The organism is Paenibacillus sp. FSL R7-0204 (assembly GCF_038002225.1).
Taxonomy (GTDB): Bacteria; Bacillota; Bacilli; order Paenibacillales; family Paenibacillaceae; genus Paenibacillus_AQ.
Genome location: NZ_JBBOCA010000001.1, coordinates 3,955,069 through 3,972,030, shown reverse-complemented (window position 1 = coordinate 3,972,030; position 16,962 = coordinate 3,955,069). Strand labels below are relative to the sequence as shown.

General features: G+C 54.8%; 14 protein-coding genes. All 14 read left to right on the top strand.

All coding sequences use genetic code 11. The features are described 5' to 3' along the window. The first annotated feature begins 2 nt into the window (after positions 1–2). The 14 genes from MKX42_RS17555 to MKX42_RS17490 all read left to right on the top strand — a co-directional run bounded on the left by MKX42_RS17555 (position 3) and on the right by MKX42_RS17490 (position 16,791). A complete protein-coding gene (locus MKX42_RS17555) occupies positions 3–824 on the top strand; it encodes an ABC transporter permease (RefSeq protein WP_340757718.1) in 822 nt (273 codons plus the stop codon). Beyond that, positions 817–1,536: an ABC transporter ATP-binding protein gene (locus MKX42_RS17550; protein ID WP_340753616.1), complete on the top strand. Its 720-nt coding sequence runs from the start codon at positions 817–819 to the stop codon at positions 1,534–1,536. The genes MKX42_RS17555 and MKX42_RS17550 overlap by 8 nt, the downstream gene beginning before the upstream one ends. Further along, the gene (locus MKX42_RS17545; RefSeq protein ID WP_340753615.1) at positions 1,533–2,057 is read left to right on the top strand and encodes a TlpA family protein disulfide reductase; all 525 of its coding nucleotides are present in this window, start codon (positions 1,533–1,535) and stop codon (positions 2,055–2,057) included. Before MKX42_RS17550 ends, MKX42_RS17545 begins: the two co-directional genes overlap by 4 nt. Before the next feature lie 240 nt (positions 2,058–2,297). Next, complete coding sequence (locus tag MKX42_RS17540) at positions 2,298–3,620, top strand: ABC transporter substrate-binding protein (protein WP_340753614.1); 1,323 nt, start codon at positions 2,298–2,300, stop codon at positions 3,618–3,620. A 36-nt stretch (positions 3,621–3,656) separates the two neighbouring features. Next, on the top strand, positions 3,657–4,538 hold the full coding sequence (locus MKX42_RS17535; protein WP_340753613.1) for a carbohydrate ABC transporter permease: 882 nt from the start codon (positions 3,657–3,659) through the stop codon (positions 4,536–4,538). Then, positions 4,538–5,356 carry a carbohydrate ABC transporter permease gene (locus MKX42_RS17530; protein ID WP_340753612.1) on the top strand — a complete coding sequence of 273 codons (819 nt, stop codon included), beginning with the start codon at positions 4,538–4,540 and terminating at the stop codon, positions 5,354–5,356. Before MKX42_RS17535 ends, MKX42_RS17530 begins: the two co-directional genes overlap by 1 nt. Positions 5,357–5,374: 18 nt before the next feature. Continuing rightward, a complete protein-coding gene (locus tag MKX42_RS17525) occupies positions 5,375–7,087 on the top strand; it encodes a protein O-GlcNAcase (protein ID WP_340753611.1) in 1,713 nt (570 codons plus the stop codon). Then, a complete protein-coding gene (locus MKX42_RS17520) occupies positions 7,080–8,609 on the top strand; it encodes a DUF4127 family protein (RefSeq protein ID WP_340753610.1) in 1,530 nt (509 codons plus the stop codon). Before MKX42_RS17525 ends, MKX42_RS17520 begins: the two co-directional genes overlap by 8 nt. Before the next feature lie 128 nt (positions 8,610–8,737). After that, positions 8,738–9,445, top strand: coding sequence for an N-acetylmannosamine-6-phosphate 2-epimerase (locus MKX42_RS17515; protein ID WP_340757716.1), 708 nt, complete (start codon positions 8,738–8,740; stop codon positions 9,443–9,445). Next, positions 9,432–10,265, top strand: a complete 834-nt coding sequence (locus MKX42_RS17510; RefSeq protein WP_340753609.1) for a MurR/RpiR family transcriptional regulator — start codon at positions 9,432–9,434, stop codon at positions 10,263–10,265. Before MKX42_RS17515 ends, MKX42_RS17510 begins: the two co-directional genes overlap by 14 nt. Positions 10,266–10,658: 393 nt before the next feature. Further along, positions 10,659–11,576 (top strand): ROK family protein, encoded by a 918-nt coding sequence (locus MKX42_RS17505; protein ID WP_340753608.1) that lies wholly within the window; start codon positions 10,659–10,661, stop codon positions 11,574–11,576. A gap of 27 nt (positions 11,577–11,603) precedes the next feature. Beyond that, on the top strand, positions 11,604–13,190 hold the full coding sequence (locus MKX42_RS17500; protein ID WP_340753607.1) for an FAD-dependent oxidoreductase: 1,587 nt from the start codon (positions 11,604–11,606) through the stop codon (positions 13,188–13,190). Positions 13,191–13,515: 325 nt separating this feature from the next. Further along, the gene (locus MKX42_RS17495; protein WP_340753606.1) at positions 13,516–15,069 is read left to right on the top strand and encodes a stalk domain-containing protein; all 1,554 of its coding nucleotides are present in this window, start codon (positions 13,516–13,518) and stop codon (positions 15,067–15,069) included. 189 nt (positions 15,070–15,258) lie between these two features. Further along, the gene (locus tag MKX42_RS17490) at positions 15,259–16,791 is read left to right on the top strand and encodes a methyl-accepting chemotaxis protein (RefSeq protein WP_340753605.1); all 1,533 of its coding nucleotides are present in this window, start codon (positions 15,259–15,261) and stop codon (positions 16,789–16,791) included. Positions 16,792–16,962 lie beyond the last annotated feature (171 nt).

Genomic DNA, 16,962 nt, shown 5'->3' with positions numbered 1-16,962 from the left:
GTATGGCAGACATCCTGCATATCGCCCGCAGAGAGCTTAAGATCGGCTTCCGCAACCCGTGGGCCTATTCCTTCCTGGCCTTGTTCTGTACCTTCAGTCTCGGGCTGCTGCTGATCCATGCGAATAACGCGGTGGAAGGCTATACGGCGGTTACGGGCTCCATGCTGAGCCTGATTCTGTATCTGTTGCCGCTGATGACGTTATTTCTGGGCTCCTTCTCACTGACCTCGGAACGGGAAGACGGAAGCTGGCAGCTCTTATCTACCTATCCCATTGGAACCCTATCCTTTGTCCTGGGAAAATATACTGGGCTAGCCGCTGTTCTACTGACGATTGTAGCGTTTGGTTACGGGCTGATGGGGCTGGTCAGCGGCCTGCTCGGCATGGCTTTTGCGGCGGATACTTACTTCCTGTTCCTGGCCTTCTCGGTAGGTCTGGTCTTGCTGTTCCTGACCCTTGCCCTCTTCATCGGCTCGTTATCCCGCAACCGCTGGCAGGCCTTGACGATCTCCGTGGCAGTCTGGTTCTTCGCGGTGATCGGCTGGCCGACGTTCCTGATCGCAGGCCTCGGGCTGCTCCCGTATCTCTGGATCAAGCCTGCGCTGATGGTGCTGACGATTCTTAATCCGGCTGAGCTGGTGCGACTGTTCGTGGTGGTGAAGCTGGGCGGAGGGTCGGTCCTGGGGCCGGAATATTATCAGTGGGTGGAATGGATTAGCCGTCCGGGCGGCAGCCTGCTGTTCCTCGGGGTCTGCGCTGCCTGGGTGCTGCTGTCCATCTTAGCGGTATATTGGATCTGGGAGAGGGGGCGTTCCCGTGGATAATCCGCTAATTCAGGTGAAAGGGATTACCAAGGTCATTGGGCAGCAAACACTGGTCGAAGCGATCAGCTTCCAGGTTCCCGGCGGCAGCATACTTGCCCTGTGCGGCGGGAATGGCGCCGGCAAAAGCACGGTGCTGCGGATGGCAGCCGGCATTCTACAGCCGACTTCAGGCGAAATTACGGTGAACGGGCTGAGCTGGAAGCAATCCCGCAAGCGCTTTTCCATGCAAATCGGCTATATGCCGGATGATTATCAGTTCAGCCACGGGCTGTCTGCGGAAGAGCTGCTGAATTTCTGGGCGGCGCTGCGCCGGATTCCCAGACGCAAAGAGCGGGTAGAGGAGGTGCTGGCTCTAGTCGGACTTGCGGATAAGCGCAACAGCCTGGTGACCACCTACTCCAAGGGGATGCGCCAACGTGTGCTGTTCGCGCAAGCGCTGCTGGCGAAGCCGCCGCTCCTGATTATGGATGAGCCGACTAACGGGCTGGACCCGTTCTGGATGAACGAATTCGTGAAGCTGCTGCTGGACATCCGGGAAGAGGGACATACGGTCCTTTTTTCCACCCACCAGCTGGAGATTGCGGATCGGGTAGCCGATCAGATTGTCTTCTTGAACCAGGGCAAGCATGTGGGGGCAGGCACTACGGCAGAGATCCGGGCAGAATTCGGTTCGCTGTACGCCGCCTTTTACCACAGTCTGGGGCTGGGATGAAGCTGCGCCGGTTCGTTACTCTGCTGATTATCGCCGCCGCCTCTGCTGCCGGAATCTGGGTGTACCTTCAGCAGTCCAGCCAGCCTCCTGCCGGGAGAATGACTACAGGCGCTTCGGCTCCAGTGTTCAAAGCGGTAACCTTGCAGGGAGAGAAGGTGAGTCTCAGCGAATACAAGGGCCGGGTCGTACTGCTTAACTTCTGGGCTACCTGGTGCAAGCCTTGTATGCGGGAAATGCCGCTGTTAAATGAACTAAGCCAATCGGCAGAGCTTCCAGTCGAGATCTTGTTCGTGAACGCAGGGGAATCCAAGGGGACGGTATCGGAGTATATGGCGGAGCAGCAATTCTCTTTTCCCGTAATTATCGATGTTACCGGAAGGATATCTGCTTCGTATAGCGTCAATGCACTGCCTTCAACTTATATCATCAATAAGGCGGGCGAGATAAGCAAAGTTGTGGTCGGAGAGATCGGGGATCTTGAGACGCTCAAGCAATGGCTGGCTGAGGCCGGAGCTGAATAATGAAGGGGATATTCTATTTTATATACAGCCTCCGCCTGCCGGGAAGACGCTTCCGGTGCAGGCGGAGGTTTTTTGAGAATAAAAAAAAGAAAAATTATTTCTTTTTTTATTTAATTTTAGGAAAAATACTTTATTTAAATGCGAATTCTGCTATACTCTATGCAAAGAGGGAGCAATAAGTCAGGAATCCTGACGCGGGAAGGGTGCTCGCCTTACACTTAATCTGAGGGGGAATGTGGTGTGGGAACTAACAGAAAGGGCTTCACAGTATCGCTGCTGCTGACCATGTCTATGCTGCTTGCGGCTTGCGGAGGAAATGGCAATACGAAGGGTACACCGGATGCCGGAAGCACCGGAGAACCCGGTACGGGCGCTGAAGCTACGGCTGCGGCGGAGCCGGTGAAGCTTGAATTCTGGACGATTGCACTTCAGCCTACGTTCAACGATTACTTCAATAATCTGATCACCCAGTATGAGAGCAGTCACCCCGGCGTGACGGTGGAGTGGAAGGACTATCCCTACGATGCAATCTCGCAGCGGCTGTTGACCAGTACAGCAAGCGGCAAGAGTCCCGATGTCGTGAATCTGAACACCGAGTTCGCCAGCCAGCTAGGCAGTAAGGGAGCGCTGCTGAATCTGAACGAGTACCTGACGGATGAGCAGGCGAAGAGTTATTTTGAGGGGATTTATAATTCTACAGTATTGGGCGGCCAGGCTTACGCGCTTCCCTGGTACACAGGCACTGAGGTGCTGTTCATGAACAAAAAGCTGGTGGAGAAGGCGGGCCTCGACCCGGCCAGTCCGCCGCAGACCCGTGAGGAGCTGGTAGAGTGGGCCCGCCAGGTTCATGAGAAGACCGGGGCTGCGGGATATGCGCAGCAGCTGGTCTCCAAGCTGTTCCCGATCGACGGCATCCCGATCCTGAATGAAGACAAGACGGCCGCAGCCTTCAATACGCCGGAAGCCGAAGCGATGATCGCCCAGATGCGCGATCTGATGAAGGAAGGGGTAGTGCTGAAGGAGGACGCGGATTTCAGTAAGCAGATTCAGTATTTCTCCGGTGAGCAGGTAGCCTTCCAGTTGTCCGGTCCAACGTTCATTAACTTCATCAAGACCTCCGCGCCGGATGTCTACAAGAACACCATTGCAGTCCCGCTGCCGACAGGCAAGGCGAACCTGCGTCTCTCTAATTCGATGAATCTGGTCGTGCCGCAGAAGTCGAAGAACCCGCAGCAGGCGGTGGAATTCGCTGCCTTCCTTACGAATGCCGAGAACCAGACAGCCTTCTCCAAGGTGGCCAACACACTGCCGTCAAGCAAGGCATCGATTCAAGATCCGTTCTTCACCGACTCTGACGGCTCACTCGAAGCTGAAGCGAAGGTGGCTTCCTCGCAGAGTCTGGATAAGGCTACCGATTATATGGTCGGCGTCCCAAGCGCCGCAGATATCAACTCTGCGCTGGCGCGGGGACTGCAGGAGATTCTGATGAACGGCGTGGATATCAAGGAGACGCTAAACAAGGTAGAGAAGGAAGTCAATAATATTATCAGTCAGGGTTCCTAATTTGCGGGTTATTTGAAGGAGTGGGAGGTGTAGCGTGTGTACAAGGGGTTTCGGTCTGAATCTTTTAGCGCATGGGCGTTTATGGCGCCGGGGCTGCTGTTTCTGGCGGTGTTTACCTTTTGGCCGATTATTTACGGCATACCGCTCTCGTTGACAGATTATTCTGTCATTACAGAGACGAATGTTGTAGGTCTGGATAACTTCACCCGGGCCTTCCAGGATCATAATTTCCTGATTTCACTCTGGAATTCACTGGTCTATGTGCTGATTGTGCCAGTGATCCAGATCATTTCGATCTTAATGGCGATTCTGGTCAACAGCCGGATTCCTGGAGTCAAAATGTTCCGCGCCGCCTATTATATACCAGTCGTGACCTCGATGGTCGCGGTGGCGCTGATCTGGAGCTGGCTGCTCGGCAATAACGGGGTTGTCAATTACCTGCTGCTGAAGGCAGGGATTATCAGTGAGCAGGTCTCCTGGCTGTCCACTAACAGCACGGCGCTGTATGTTCTAATGTTCATTACAATGTGGAAGGGCCTCGGCTATTACATGATGCTCTATCTGGCCGGTCTTCAGGGCATTCCGGCTGATCTGTACGAGGCTGCAAGGGTGGATGGTGCAGGACCGCTGCGGCTGATTGTACATGTGACGCTGCCGCTGCTGCGCCCGCATATTCTGTTCTGCACACTGATCTCGGTGATGGGCGCGATCCGGGTGTTCGATGAGGTCTACATTCTGACCAAGGGCGGACCGGGGACGTCCACACTGACCTCAAGCGTCTATATTTTTCAAAAAGGGCTGGAGCAGTTCAATTTCGGCTATGCCTCGGCGCTCGGGCTGATCGTCAGTGTGATGGTGGGAGCGCTTAGTGTACTCGTATTCAGACTGAACCGGAAAGGCGGGGTGAATTCCTATTGATGCCGCGTAGCTTGCGTGTTCTGATTACTTATATTCTGCTGATCCTGCTTGCTCTGTTCATGATGGGTCCGTTCCTGTGGCTGCTCAGTGTCTCGCTGATGCCGGGGCGCAACGTGTTTGCGAACCCGCCGGCCATTCTGCCCACCTTCATTGCGTTAGATAACTATGTGCAGGTGTGGAACTTCATGAATTTCCCGCGATACATTCTGAATACGGTCATCATCACGCTGCTGGGAGTCGTGTTCAACATTATTTTATCCTGTCTGACGGCGTATCCGCTGGCGGCCTTCCGGTTCAAGGGCCGGAGCCTGGTCTTCACACTGCTGATCTCGACTATGATTATTCCGTCGGCCACCGCTATGATTGTGCATTATCTGACGATTCAGGCTTTTCAGCTGGGCAATACGTTCTTCGGCGTTGTTCTTCCGGCTGCGGTGTCCGTGTTCAATATCTTCCTGATGCGGCAGACGTTTCTGGGTATTCCAGCAGACATCCGGGATTCGGGTAAAATGGACGGAGCCTCCGAGCTGCGCATCTTCATACAACTGGTCATGCCGCTCGTCAAGCCCGGGATTGCAGTGATTGGATTACTGGAGGTCATGGCGTTCTGGAACAACTTCCTGTGGCCGATTGTCGTATTGGACGACCCGGAGAAATATCCGCTCGCTGCGGCCCTGACGTATCTGAACGGGCAATTCTCCTATAACTTCGGCTGGATTGCCGCTGGAACCATGATCTCGGTGCTGCCGATCATCCTCGTGTTCCTGTTCACGCAGAAGTACTATATGGAAGGGATTGCTGGCGCGATAAAAGGCTAACTAAGGAGGCATAACTCAATGGGAATTTCGTTACGGGACTGCCAATATCTGTTCCGCGACTATTATACGCAAGGGAAAGAGCTGGTGGTAGAGGGCCCGCAGCTGCGCTGTGAGCTGACTTCGCGGTATGCGATGAATCAGGATGTCCACGGTCTGCTTGAAGAAGGCGGAGACATCGTAATTCTGGAACCGGCGGGACCGGGCGTAGCCACCGCCGATAAAGGCAATGCGCAGCTGATGCTGGAGTATGACGCCGGGCTGGATGCGGACGGCTATCGGCTTATGATTGGAGAGGACGCGAAGCTTGTTGTTGCTGCGTCTAACCGGCGGGGGCTGAAGTACGGGCTGGATGCGCTGACAATGCTCCTTACCGTGGAGGAAGATTATTGCCGCCTTCCGGTGGTTACGGTGGCGGATGAGCCTTCTTTTCCGGTGCGGGGGATTATTGAAGGCTTCTATGGCGTGCCATGGAGCTTCGCAGACCGGCTGGATTCGGTCAGATATATGAGCGGGCACCGGATGAACGCCTTCATGTACGCGCCGAAGGATGACCCTTATCACCGGAAGCTGTGGCGTGAGCCGTACCCGGACGAGGTGTTCACCAGGATACATGAACTTAAGCAGGAATGCGACAAGCATCTGGTGGATTTCTACTATTGTATTAGTCCTGGAAATGATCTGGAATTCCGCAGCCAAGGCGACTTCGCGAAGCTGGAGGAGAAGCTTGCTGCAATGATCGCGATTGGAGTGCGGCATTTCGCAATGCTGATGGATGACATAGATTATGTGCTCCAAGGAGACAACAAGCAGTTCCTGGAGCGCTCCGGGACCGCCCATGCTTATGTGACGAACCGGGTCTATGATTACTTAGCCGGATGTCTGCCGCACTTCACCCTGGCGATGTGTCCATCCGAATATTGGTCGTATTGGAATACGGAGTACAAGAAGGATATCCGGGAGCAGCTTCATCCTGCTGTCAAAGTGTTCTGGACCGGATATTTCGTCTTCGCCCCGGAGATTGGCCGAGGGCATGCAGAGGATAACCATGGCTATTACGGGCATGAGCTGTGGCTGTGGGACAATATTCCGGTGAATGACTGCGATAAGGACCGGCTGTTCCTTGATCCGGTGCGCGGGCGCAGCTCCCGGCTCGGCAGGTACGGGCATACAGCAGTCGTTGCCAATCCGATGAATCAGTGGGAATGCTCCAAGATCACGCTTAACACGATGGCCCATTATATGTGGAACAGCGAGCGCTACATGCCGGAGCTGTCCTGGGAGCTGTCCGTGCGTGAATTCGCCGGAGAGCTTGCGGAGGACATGATGTTCTTCTGCCGCCAAAATCTGAACAGCCGCCTGTATTCCGGCGGCTACCCGGAGCTGGATGATGCGCTGGCGGAGCGCGATCTGGAGCGGTTGGATGCTTATTTCAGCCGGCTGGAGCAGACGGCCGTGCGGCTTGGCGGCTTAGACAATGCCAAGTTTATCGATGAAGCAGGTCCATGGCTGCGACGGGCGATAGCGGATGCTGCGCTGTGGCGGGCTGTGCGCAGGCAAACGGAGAATACGCAGGAGACGCTGGCTGGGAAAGATGTGCTTAAGTGCCTGGAGCGCTGCCGCAGTTATGGTGTACGGCTCGGCAGTGATCCGGCCGTGCGTGCGGCTGAGGCGCTGGGGATTGAGCTGCCCGAGATGAAGACGGAGACAAAGGAGGAGGACGGACATGACTAAGCACTATAAGCTGATACTGGTTCCGCTGGATGAGCGGCCCTGCAATTATGAATTCCCTTATTTGCTGGCTCAGGGAACAGATTATAGGGTAGAGCGTCCGCCCGCGGGGATTATGGGCCTGAAGAAACGTCCGGGTGATGTTGAGCGGCTGTGGTCCTGGTTCGAGGCTGCCTGTGAAGGGGCGGACGGGGCGGTGGTCGCGCTGGATACGCTGCTCTACGGCGGCATTATTCCCTCGCGGCTGCATCAGCTGGAGCTTGAAGTGCTGGCTGCGCGCCTGGAGCGGCTGCGGGAGATCCGGCGGCGTTATCCGCAGCTGAAGCTGTATGCATTCCAGCTGATTATGCGTTGTCCGCAGTACTCCCTCTCGGATGAGGAGCCGGATTATTATGCGGACTGGGGCCGGGAGATCTTCCGTAAGGGCTTCATTGGCCACCGGCTGGAGCTGGGCATTGCCACGGATGAGGAGATCCGTGAGCTGGCCGATATCGATCTCCGGCTCCCGGCAGAGGTACTCCAGGATTATCTCGGCCGCCGGGCGATTAATATTGAAGCGAATAAGCAGACGCTGGAGCTGGTACGGGACGGGGTAATCGACTTCATGATTGTGCCGCAGGATGACTCGGCTCCGTACGGACATACCGCCAAGGACCAGGAGAAGGTGCGGTCTCGGATCACGGCGCTTGATCTGGAGCTTAAGGTCTATATGTATCCGGGGGCGGATGAGGTGGGCTGCACACTGCTTGCCCGGATGATGAACATGGCCGAAGGGCGGAGGCCGATGATCTACCCGCGTTTGTCCGCTGTGCAGGGGGCGTTTGTGACGCCGCTGTTCGAGGACCGCTTTTTCTACGAGACGCTGAAGTATCAGATCCTGGCCGCCGGCGGGCTGATCGCATCCAGTGCTGCCGAGGCAGACCTGGTTCTGCTGGTCAGCACACCGGGGGAGACGATGGCGGAGGCGGTATCGCAGCATCATGCTTACTTCAGCTATGATATCTACCGGAATCTGATGGAGCTGGTGGAGTACGGGAACTACCTGCTTCGTGACCACAAGATACCTGTGGCTGTAGCAGATGTCGGGTATGCTAATGGCGGTGACCAGAAGCTGGTCAAGATGCTGCGGCACAAGAATCTGCTGTTCGATCTGGCCGGATACGCCGCCTGGAATACCAGCTCCAACTCACTTGGAACTGTAATCTCGCAGGCTATGCTCTATCTGATCTACGGACGTACAACAGGCCATCTGGATTTCCTGGCGCTCCGCTATGCCGAAGATGTATGCTATTGTTCAGTAGTGCGCGGAGAGCTTAGTGATGGCCCTGTGCAGGAGATGGGTTATGGTAAATACGAACTGGACGGACCGCGCGGGCGCGTGGCTGCCCGTGTGCAGGAACGGCTGAGTGAGGAGTTGGCTGTTCGGATTGACAGTCCATCAGGGAGCGTTAAGATTACCGATTGCTATATGCCTTGGAACCGGATGTTTGAGGTGGGCTTAAGTGTGCAGTATGTGCCATCGTGAGGGCAGGCGGATGATATAAATTGGAATTGAACAATGCAAACGGGGAAGAGTGATCAAGGGGATTATGGAGCTGTAGAAGCGGTAGCAAGTTCAATTTATATATAATATAAGGAGAGAGGGTGGGGACCCTGAGCAAAAATATACTGGAAAGCCTGCATCTGGGGCTGATTGTATCCTGCCAGGCGCTGCCTGACGAGCCGCTGCACGGGCCGGAGATTATGGCCCGGATGGCGGTAGCGGCAACGGAAGGCGGAGCCATCGCCATCCGGGCGAACGGGGCGGCAGATGTGCGGGCGATCAAGCAGGCAGTTGCGCTGCCGGTGATCGGCATCGTGAAGCGCAATTACCCGGATTCCGCCGTCTATATTACCCCTACGCTTAGAGAGACTGAGGAGCTGCTGGAAGCGGGGGCGGATATTATAGCTTTTGACGGGACCCGGCAGACCCGGCCGGGGAATTGTACGCTGGAGCAAATCATAGATCTGCTGAACGCAAGCCCGGCGGCTTCCATGGCAGATATCTCCACTCTGGAGGAAGCGCTATACGCTGAGTCGCTTGGAGTCAGCTGCGTCTCGACCACCTTGTCGGGATATACACCGTATTCCCGCCAGCAGGAAGGGCCGAATCTGGAGCTGCTGGAGCAGGCTGCACAGCGGCTGAAGATTCCGGTCATTGCCGAAGGCCGGATCAGCCAGCCCGCCCAAGTGGAGGCAGCGCTGGAGCTGGGGGCCTATGCGGTGGTGGTAGGCTCCGCAATTACCCGGCCGCAGCTGATCACCCGGCCGTTCGCAGCAGCGGCGAGAAAAGTGAGGATGAACCTTAATGGAAATGAATGACCGGATCAACACGTATTACCCGTCCATGACCAAGTCTGAGCAAAAGGTAGCCCGGTGTGTGCTTGAGCATCCGGATAATCTGATCTATCTGTCTGTGACTGAGCTGGCCGACTTCGCCGGAACGGGCGAGACCACAGTGATGCGCTTCTGCCGCAAAATCGGCTTCAAGGGCTATCAGGATTTCAAGCTGATGCTGGCCCAGGGCCTGCCGAAACGGCAGACTCTGGCGGACGGCGAACAGGGGGCTGGCGAGGGAGATTACGCTGACCATCTGTATGCCCTGATGGTTGGTGTGCTGCAATCCAGCCTGGGTATGCTGGACCGGGAGCAGCTGCAGCGGGCAGTGGAGGCTCTGGATCAGGCCCGGTATGTCCAGTTCTTCGGCGTAGGCTCTTCCGGGATCACGGCACTGGACGCCAAGAACCGCTTCCTGCGGATCGGGCGGCGTGTCGAAGCCAATTCCGACAGTCATATTCAGTCGATGATGGCGGTGACGATGGGGGCGGGCGATGTGGCTTTTGGCATCAGTGTATCAGGCAGCACACTGGATACGAATGACATGCTGATGAAGGCCAAGCAGAACGGGGCCAAAGTCATTGCCATGACTAACTATGCCAAGTCCCCCATCGCTTCGATTGCCGACATTGTGCTGCTGACGGCCGGGAAGGAATCGCCGCTGGAAGGCGGCTCCGTAGGGGCCAAGGTCTCGCAGCTGTTCATTATCGACCTGCTCTGCCAAGGGCTGGAGCAGCTTCATGCCGAAGAGACGAAACGGATGAAAGAGCTGACCGCCCGGGCGGTTATTGACCGTATTTATTAGGGTGCGGGGGAAATGAAGCGGTAGGGAGAAATGAAACGACTGGGAGAAATGAAGAGATAGTGAAATTACAATGCGCTCGCGAAAGGACGGACGGCCAGATGTAATCGAAAAACCGATTACAATGTGCTTGCGAGAGGGCGGACGGCCGAATGTAATCGAAAAACCGATTACAATGCGCTCGTGAGAGGGCGGACGGCCAGATGTAATTGAAAAACCGATTACAAGTGTATTTGCTCCTCATGGATCATGCTGTATGCTGTCAGACAGCAGGTGAATGGAGACCAATGAGGTGTCACTTAAGAGCTGACACTTTAGCGCTAAAACGGTACCTTTCCTATAAGGATGGATGATCCGTTACCGTATGGTACAGACGCAGTAGTGGAGGTGGCGCGAATGCGGCAAGTCATAGGCGTGGATATCGGGGGGACAGGCATCAAGGGGCTTGTGACCGATGAAACGGGGACGATTCTGGCGGAAGCCGGGCGCGACACGGAGGCCCGGCTGGGCCGGGAGGTTATTCTCGGCCAGCTCCACAGTCTGGTGGAGGAACTGCTGGCGGAGCATCCTGCCGTGGAAGTGCTGGGGATTGGCTCGGCGGGCAGGGTGAACGCAGATACTGGCGAGGTGGTCTACGCCACCGATAATCTGCCAGGCTGGCAGGGGATGCAGCTTACGCAGTGGGCAGAGACTGCGTTCGGACGGCCTGCGGCGGCCGATAACGATGCCAACGCGGCGCTGCTGGGTGAGGCCTGGCAGGGCGCGGGACGCGGCAGGTCGAGCCTGGTCATGCTGACCCTGGGCACCGGGGTCGGCGGGGCGAATCTGGCGGAAGGCCGGCTGCTGCGCGGAGCCGCCTGGAGCGGTGGCGACTGGGGGCACAGCGTGCTGGTGCCGGGAGGCCGCCCCTGTAATTGCGGCAAGCGCGGCTGCGCGGAGCAATATGTGTCCGGCCAGGCGCTGCTGCGGCTGGCACAGGAGGAGACCGGCCGGGCGTATGCGCACGGGCGGGAGATTATGGCGGCGGCGGAGCAGGGCGACGCGGCAGCGCTGGCGGTGCTTACGCGCTTCACAGCGGATCTGGCGCTGGTGACAGCTAATATCGGGGCGGCGGTAGACCCCGAGCTGATTGTTATCGGCGGCGGGGTCATTCAGAGCCGCGCGGTCTGGTGGCCGCTGCTGGCCGGGCAGGCGGGCGGCAGTTTGGCCGCCCGGATCGTGCCGGCAGAGCTGGGCAACCGGGCAGGCTGCTTTGGCGCGGCCCGGCTGGCGCTGGAGCGGCTGCTCCGGGACGAAGGCGAAAGACAGATCTAACTGCTGATGCAGGGAGGAGATGGAGAGATGGCTGGCGGACAGGAGAAGCGTTCGGATGTAATAATTATCGGCGGCGGCCTTGGAGGAACGGCGGCGGCACTGGCCGCAGCCAAAGCCGGGCTGCGTGTGCTTGTGACAGAGGAGACGGACTGGCTCGGCGGGCAATTGACCTCCCAGGCCGTGCCGCCGGATGAGCACCGCTGGATTGAGGAATCGGGCAGTACCGCGTCTTACCGGGAGTTCCGCAGCAGGGTCAGGGAGTACTACAGGCGGAATTATCCGCTTACGGAGGCTGCGAAGAGGGACCCGATACTGAACCCCGGCAACGGATGGGTCAGCCGTCTGGCGCATGAGCCGAAGGTCGCGCTGGCGGTACTTCATGAGATGCTGGCCCCGTATGTGAACACTGGACGGATTGAGGTACTCTATCATACGGTGCCAGTCGCGGCCGATACGGAAGGGGACTATGTTACTGGTGTCACCGTTCGGCAGGGAACAGGCAGTGACCTGATCAGGCTGCGGGGAGCCTACTATCTGGATGCCACGGAGTGTGGCGATCTGCTGCCGCTGGCCGGAGTGGAGCATGTCAGCGGCGCTGAAGCCCGCAGCGAGACAGGGGAGCCGCACGCCCTGGAGGTCCAGGACCCGCTCGACATGCAGTCGATTACCCACGTGGCTGCGGTGGACTATGTGCCGGGTGGAGACTATACAATCCCGCGTCCAAGAGATTATGATTACTGGCGCGAATATATCCCCTCGTTCTCGCAGTATCCGATCTTAAGCTGGTTCGCTTCCGATGCTGACGATACGACCAAGCTGAAGCAGTTCACGATGTTCCCGAATGAGCAGGGGATTGTTTCCCTGTGGGATTACCGGCGGATCGTAGACCCGGCCATCTGGACGGAGCCGCTGAATGACGGCGAAGTCACTCTGCTGAATTGGGCGCTGAACGATTACTATGCCGGGCCAATTATCGGCGTATCGCCGGAGGAACGGGAGCGGCATTTGGAGGGAGCACGGCAGCTCACCCTCTCGCTCGTGTACTGGCTTCAAACCGAAGCGCCCCGCCTGGACGGCGGGAAGGGCTACCCGGGTGTACGGCTGCGCGGCGATGTGCTCGGCACGGAGGATGGACTGGCCAAAGCCCCCTATGTCCGGGAATCCCGGCGCATCCGCGGGCTGTACACGATAGCGGAGCAGGATGTCAGCAAGGAACTTCGCGGACCGGCCGGGCCTAAGCGCTATGAGGACAGCGTAGGGGTAGGCAGCTATCATCTGGATCTTCATCCCACGACAGTGAGCCAGCGCACCTTTTATATCCCGAATCATCCTTATGAGATTCCTCTCGGATCATTGATCCCGGTGCGGGTCAAGAACCTGCTTCCGGCCTGCAAGAACATATCCATGACCCGGATTGCGAACGGCTGCTATCGCTTGCATCCGACCGAATGGAATATCGGCGAAGCGGCGGGCACCCTCGCGGCCTATGCCATCAGGCAGCAGGTCGAACCCTCGGCAGTCAGGGAATCAGCGGAACATCTAGAAGCCTATCAGCAGCAATTGATTGCGCTCGGCGTACAGCTGCACTGGACCCCGGAGGAGCTGGAGGATTAAGCACACATGCCCCACCACTCCCACCTAGCTCAAATGGCTATAATCATATATCCAACGTAAGGTGCCCCGTCAGCGGGGTGCCTTTTTAGTAGATGATACCTGGCAGCAAGTAGGTGGATAAACGTATCTTGTTCAGTTGGTTTTGGCAGAAACGGAGGAAGTAAGTGGAAATTGTACAACTAAATTGCTTCAGTCTCGCTCCTCAGTAGAAAATATGAAAAATTAAATGCCCTTACTCCAACTACTATCCCGTAAGCTTCTTTAAAGGTAATGGTAGAGAAATGTCGAATCTAGTCCTTATGACATTTCAAGGAGTGAATTTATTTTGTGTAAGACGATCAAACTGGTATCAACCACTGTACTTGCTTTCCTGCTATGCTTCATTTCTATTCCATCCGTATTTGCAGAAGCCGCTCTCATCTCAGACAAGAATCTGGAACAGGCGATTCGTGTCGAGCTGAAGAAGCCGGCCGCTCCCCTTACCAAAGAAGATCTGCAGACCCTAACATCCCTCTATCCTAAAGATCCTGAGCAGAAAATTAACAGTCTAAGCGGACTAGAGCTCGCTGTTAATATGAAAAGCTTAATGCTCCCAGGGCTGGGCATTACCAACATTGAGCCCCTTCAAAATCTACATAATGTCACCTTCCTGGCTCTGAACGACAATCAGATTACTGGGCTGGAGCCGCTGCAGGAGTTGACCCAGCTGGAGCAGCTTAATCTTGATTCGAACAACATAGAGAAGCTTGATGCACTGTCAGGATTGACCCATCTAACCGATCTGTTAATCGGCAATAATCAGCTTAAGGATCTGACTCCCATTCAATCATTGGTTAAGCTGAACTGGTTAATCATAAATGATAACCAAATCCAGTCTCTTGAACCGTTAAGAAATCACCCGGAGCTGGAGCATGTCTACTTTGAGAACAATCTGGTCGAGGACATTAGTGTCTTAACCACTCTTCCGAAGCTTAAGGAGGTTTCCATCAGCAATAATCCTCTGAATGCAGGTGCACAGAAAATCCTGACCAAGCTCGCTGCCAAAGGCGTCGAAGTGCTTGATGAAGAGACCAATGAACCCGCACCTTCAAATCCTGACGAAATCATGGTGCATTTGAATGGCGAGCGTATGACATTCCAAGCTCCACCCATCCGGCAAAATGGATCAGTCATGGTTCCGTTCCGCGCTATTTTTGAAGCATTGGGGCTGAAGGTTGAATGGGATTCCAAAACGCAAACGATTAAAGGAAGCAAACCGGGTGCTCTGATCAAGCTTAAGCTGGGTTCTACTACTGCTGAGATTAATGGCAATCAGAAAAAACTGACCGTAGCCCCTACTAACATCAAGGGAAGCACTTACGTTCCATTGCGTTTCATCGGCGAAGCCGTGGATGCGAAGGTGAACTGGCTCGCGGAGATTCAGACTGTCACAATATCTACGAAGCAGCCTTTTACAACCAAGGATAAAAAAATCCAAGTCACAGGCTACAGTGATTGGAGCGACGTAACTTCTTCTGTCGAGAATGCAGCAGATCGCCAGTTGTTCTTGATCTCACCCGAGAAGAGTATGCTGATTATTAGCCATTATAGTAAGAGTGAATTAGATATGAACTTTGAACAATATATTAGCCTCGTCAAAAAAGATATAACGGACAAGAATGCATCGAAAATCACGGAACAGTCTGTAAAAGCAGGGAAAATCAATGCGAAGCAGTTGACCTATACTTTGAACGATACAGATGAAAAGCTCATTTTTCAAATGATTCTATTCGAGAAAAATAATGAAATCTATACCCTGGTGTCAGCTTCTCCAGCGAAGATTATCCAACAGGCCAAGGCGGAATTCAATGAAATATTGAAAAGCATACAAGTGAACTAACTTAACGGGAAACCACTAAACGTCAGTCAAATAACAGCGGCAGCCTGAGACTTTTGTCAAGTCTTATTCTGCCGCTGTTTTATATTAAATTTTAACTATAAATTTATATATAAAAGTTCAGGCCTGTTATATACTCAATCTAGCTTTCCCAAGCAGCGCACACCATGAGATGAGGAGAACTGAGAGAACATGCCAATTCTGAACAGATTCAAAGGAAACACACACGCAGGTGCGCCACCCCAAGCAGACCATCAGCTGATCGACTTACTTAGAGACTACGTGGAGCGGGCTGAACGCAAGGAAGAAGAGCAAGCCGATACCTATTCTGCCGCAGTTCCTGATCAACTGCAAGCATTGTTAACGCGACTAACGTCCGTGATACATAAGCGTGAGGACTATTATAAGGTTCGGTTGGAGATGATCACTGAAGCGATTGAGATCTCCCTGTGGGAGATGGATGTATATGAGGGAGATCCGGTGAATCCGAACAATGAGTTCAGGTGGACAGATGAGCTGCGCCGGATGATCGGCTATACGGATGAGCATGATTTCCCCAATGTGCTGGAGAGCTGGTCCAATTGCCTTCATCCCGAGGATAAAGAGGGCGTACTGCAGCTGTTCGCGGATCATATGCTGGACCGGACGGGAACGATCAAATACGACATCGAGTATCGGCTCAAGATGAAAGCAGGCGAGTACAAATGGTTCCAGGCGACGGGTACAACCGTACGTGCCGCTGACGGATCACCTATTATGGTAGCTGGAGCATTGCTGGATATTCATGATAAAAAAATCAAGCAGGACGAGCTAAGCGCATTGGTGGTCCGCTATGATCTGGTGAACCGTGCCTTGGTGGAAGCCCCTTGGGATATGGTGGTTATCGCAGGCGATCCGGTCAACCCGGATAATGAGTTCTGGTGGTCGGAGCAGTTCCGCAGAACGATTGGTTTTGAAGGTGAGCATGATTTCCCGAACCTGTTAAGCAGCTGGAGCAACCAGCTGCACCCCGAAGATCTTCAGCCCACGCTGGATGCCTTCGCCAATCATCTGAATGATTACACCGGGCAAACGGACTATACAGTGAACTACCGGTTGCGCTCCAAAAATGGCGAGTACCGCTGGTACCACGCAGGCGGTGAAACGATCCGGGACGAGCAGGGCATCCCTCTGCGGGTAGCAGGAACGATTCGTGATATTACGCAGGAAATCAATAAAGAGGATACAATCAGACGGGTAAACCTGCAGATGGAAGGCTTGCTGACTGCGATTAACGAGATTGTTCACGGGATTGTATCGGTAACAGAGCAAGCTCAGGATATCGCCGAAGTCCAGGAGCAATCCTACAAGGCTGCAGTTGATGTCAAAGAAAAAACGAATGAAACCAAAGAAATCACCAAATTCATCAGCGAAGTCTCGAATCAGACCAGTCTGCTCGGGCTGAATGCTTCCATTGAAGCTGCTCATGCGGGGGAGTATGGCCGGGGCTTCTCTATTGTGGCAAGTGAGGTGCGCAAGCTCGCAGACCACAGCAAGATGGCTTCGAACAATATTGAGAAAACTACGCAGGAGATGAATGACCGGATCGACCATATTATCAGCACCATTAACGGCATGTCCAGCTTGACCGAAGCCCAGGCTGCTTTGACGCAAGAGGTCAATGCTTCGGTAGAAGAAGTAAGCAGGATGTCGGAGGAGCTGTTGGGGATTTTGCGTACTTTATAAGGGTTAACTGGAATGGAGCATTATAGCATGAGATCAAAAAGCGAAATGGAGCTTCAAGCGTTTCGCTTTTTTGTGTTGCAAATTACTGAACGCGCTAATCGAAAGCCTATAATCTGTAAGGTTGTTGAAAAAAAACAAAGGAATACAATAATATTATAAGATTACAGTTTA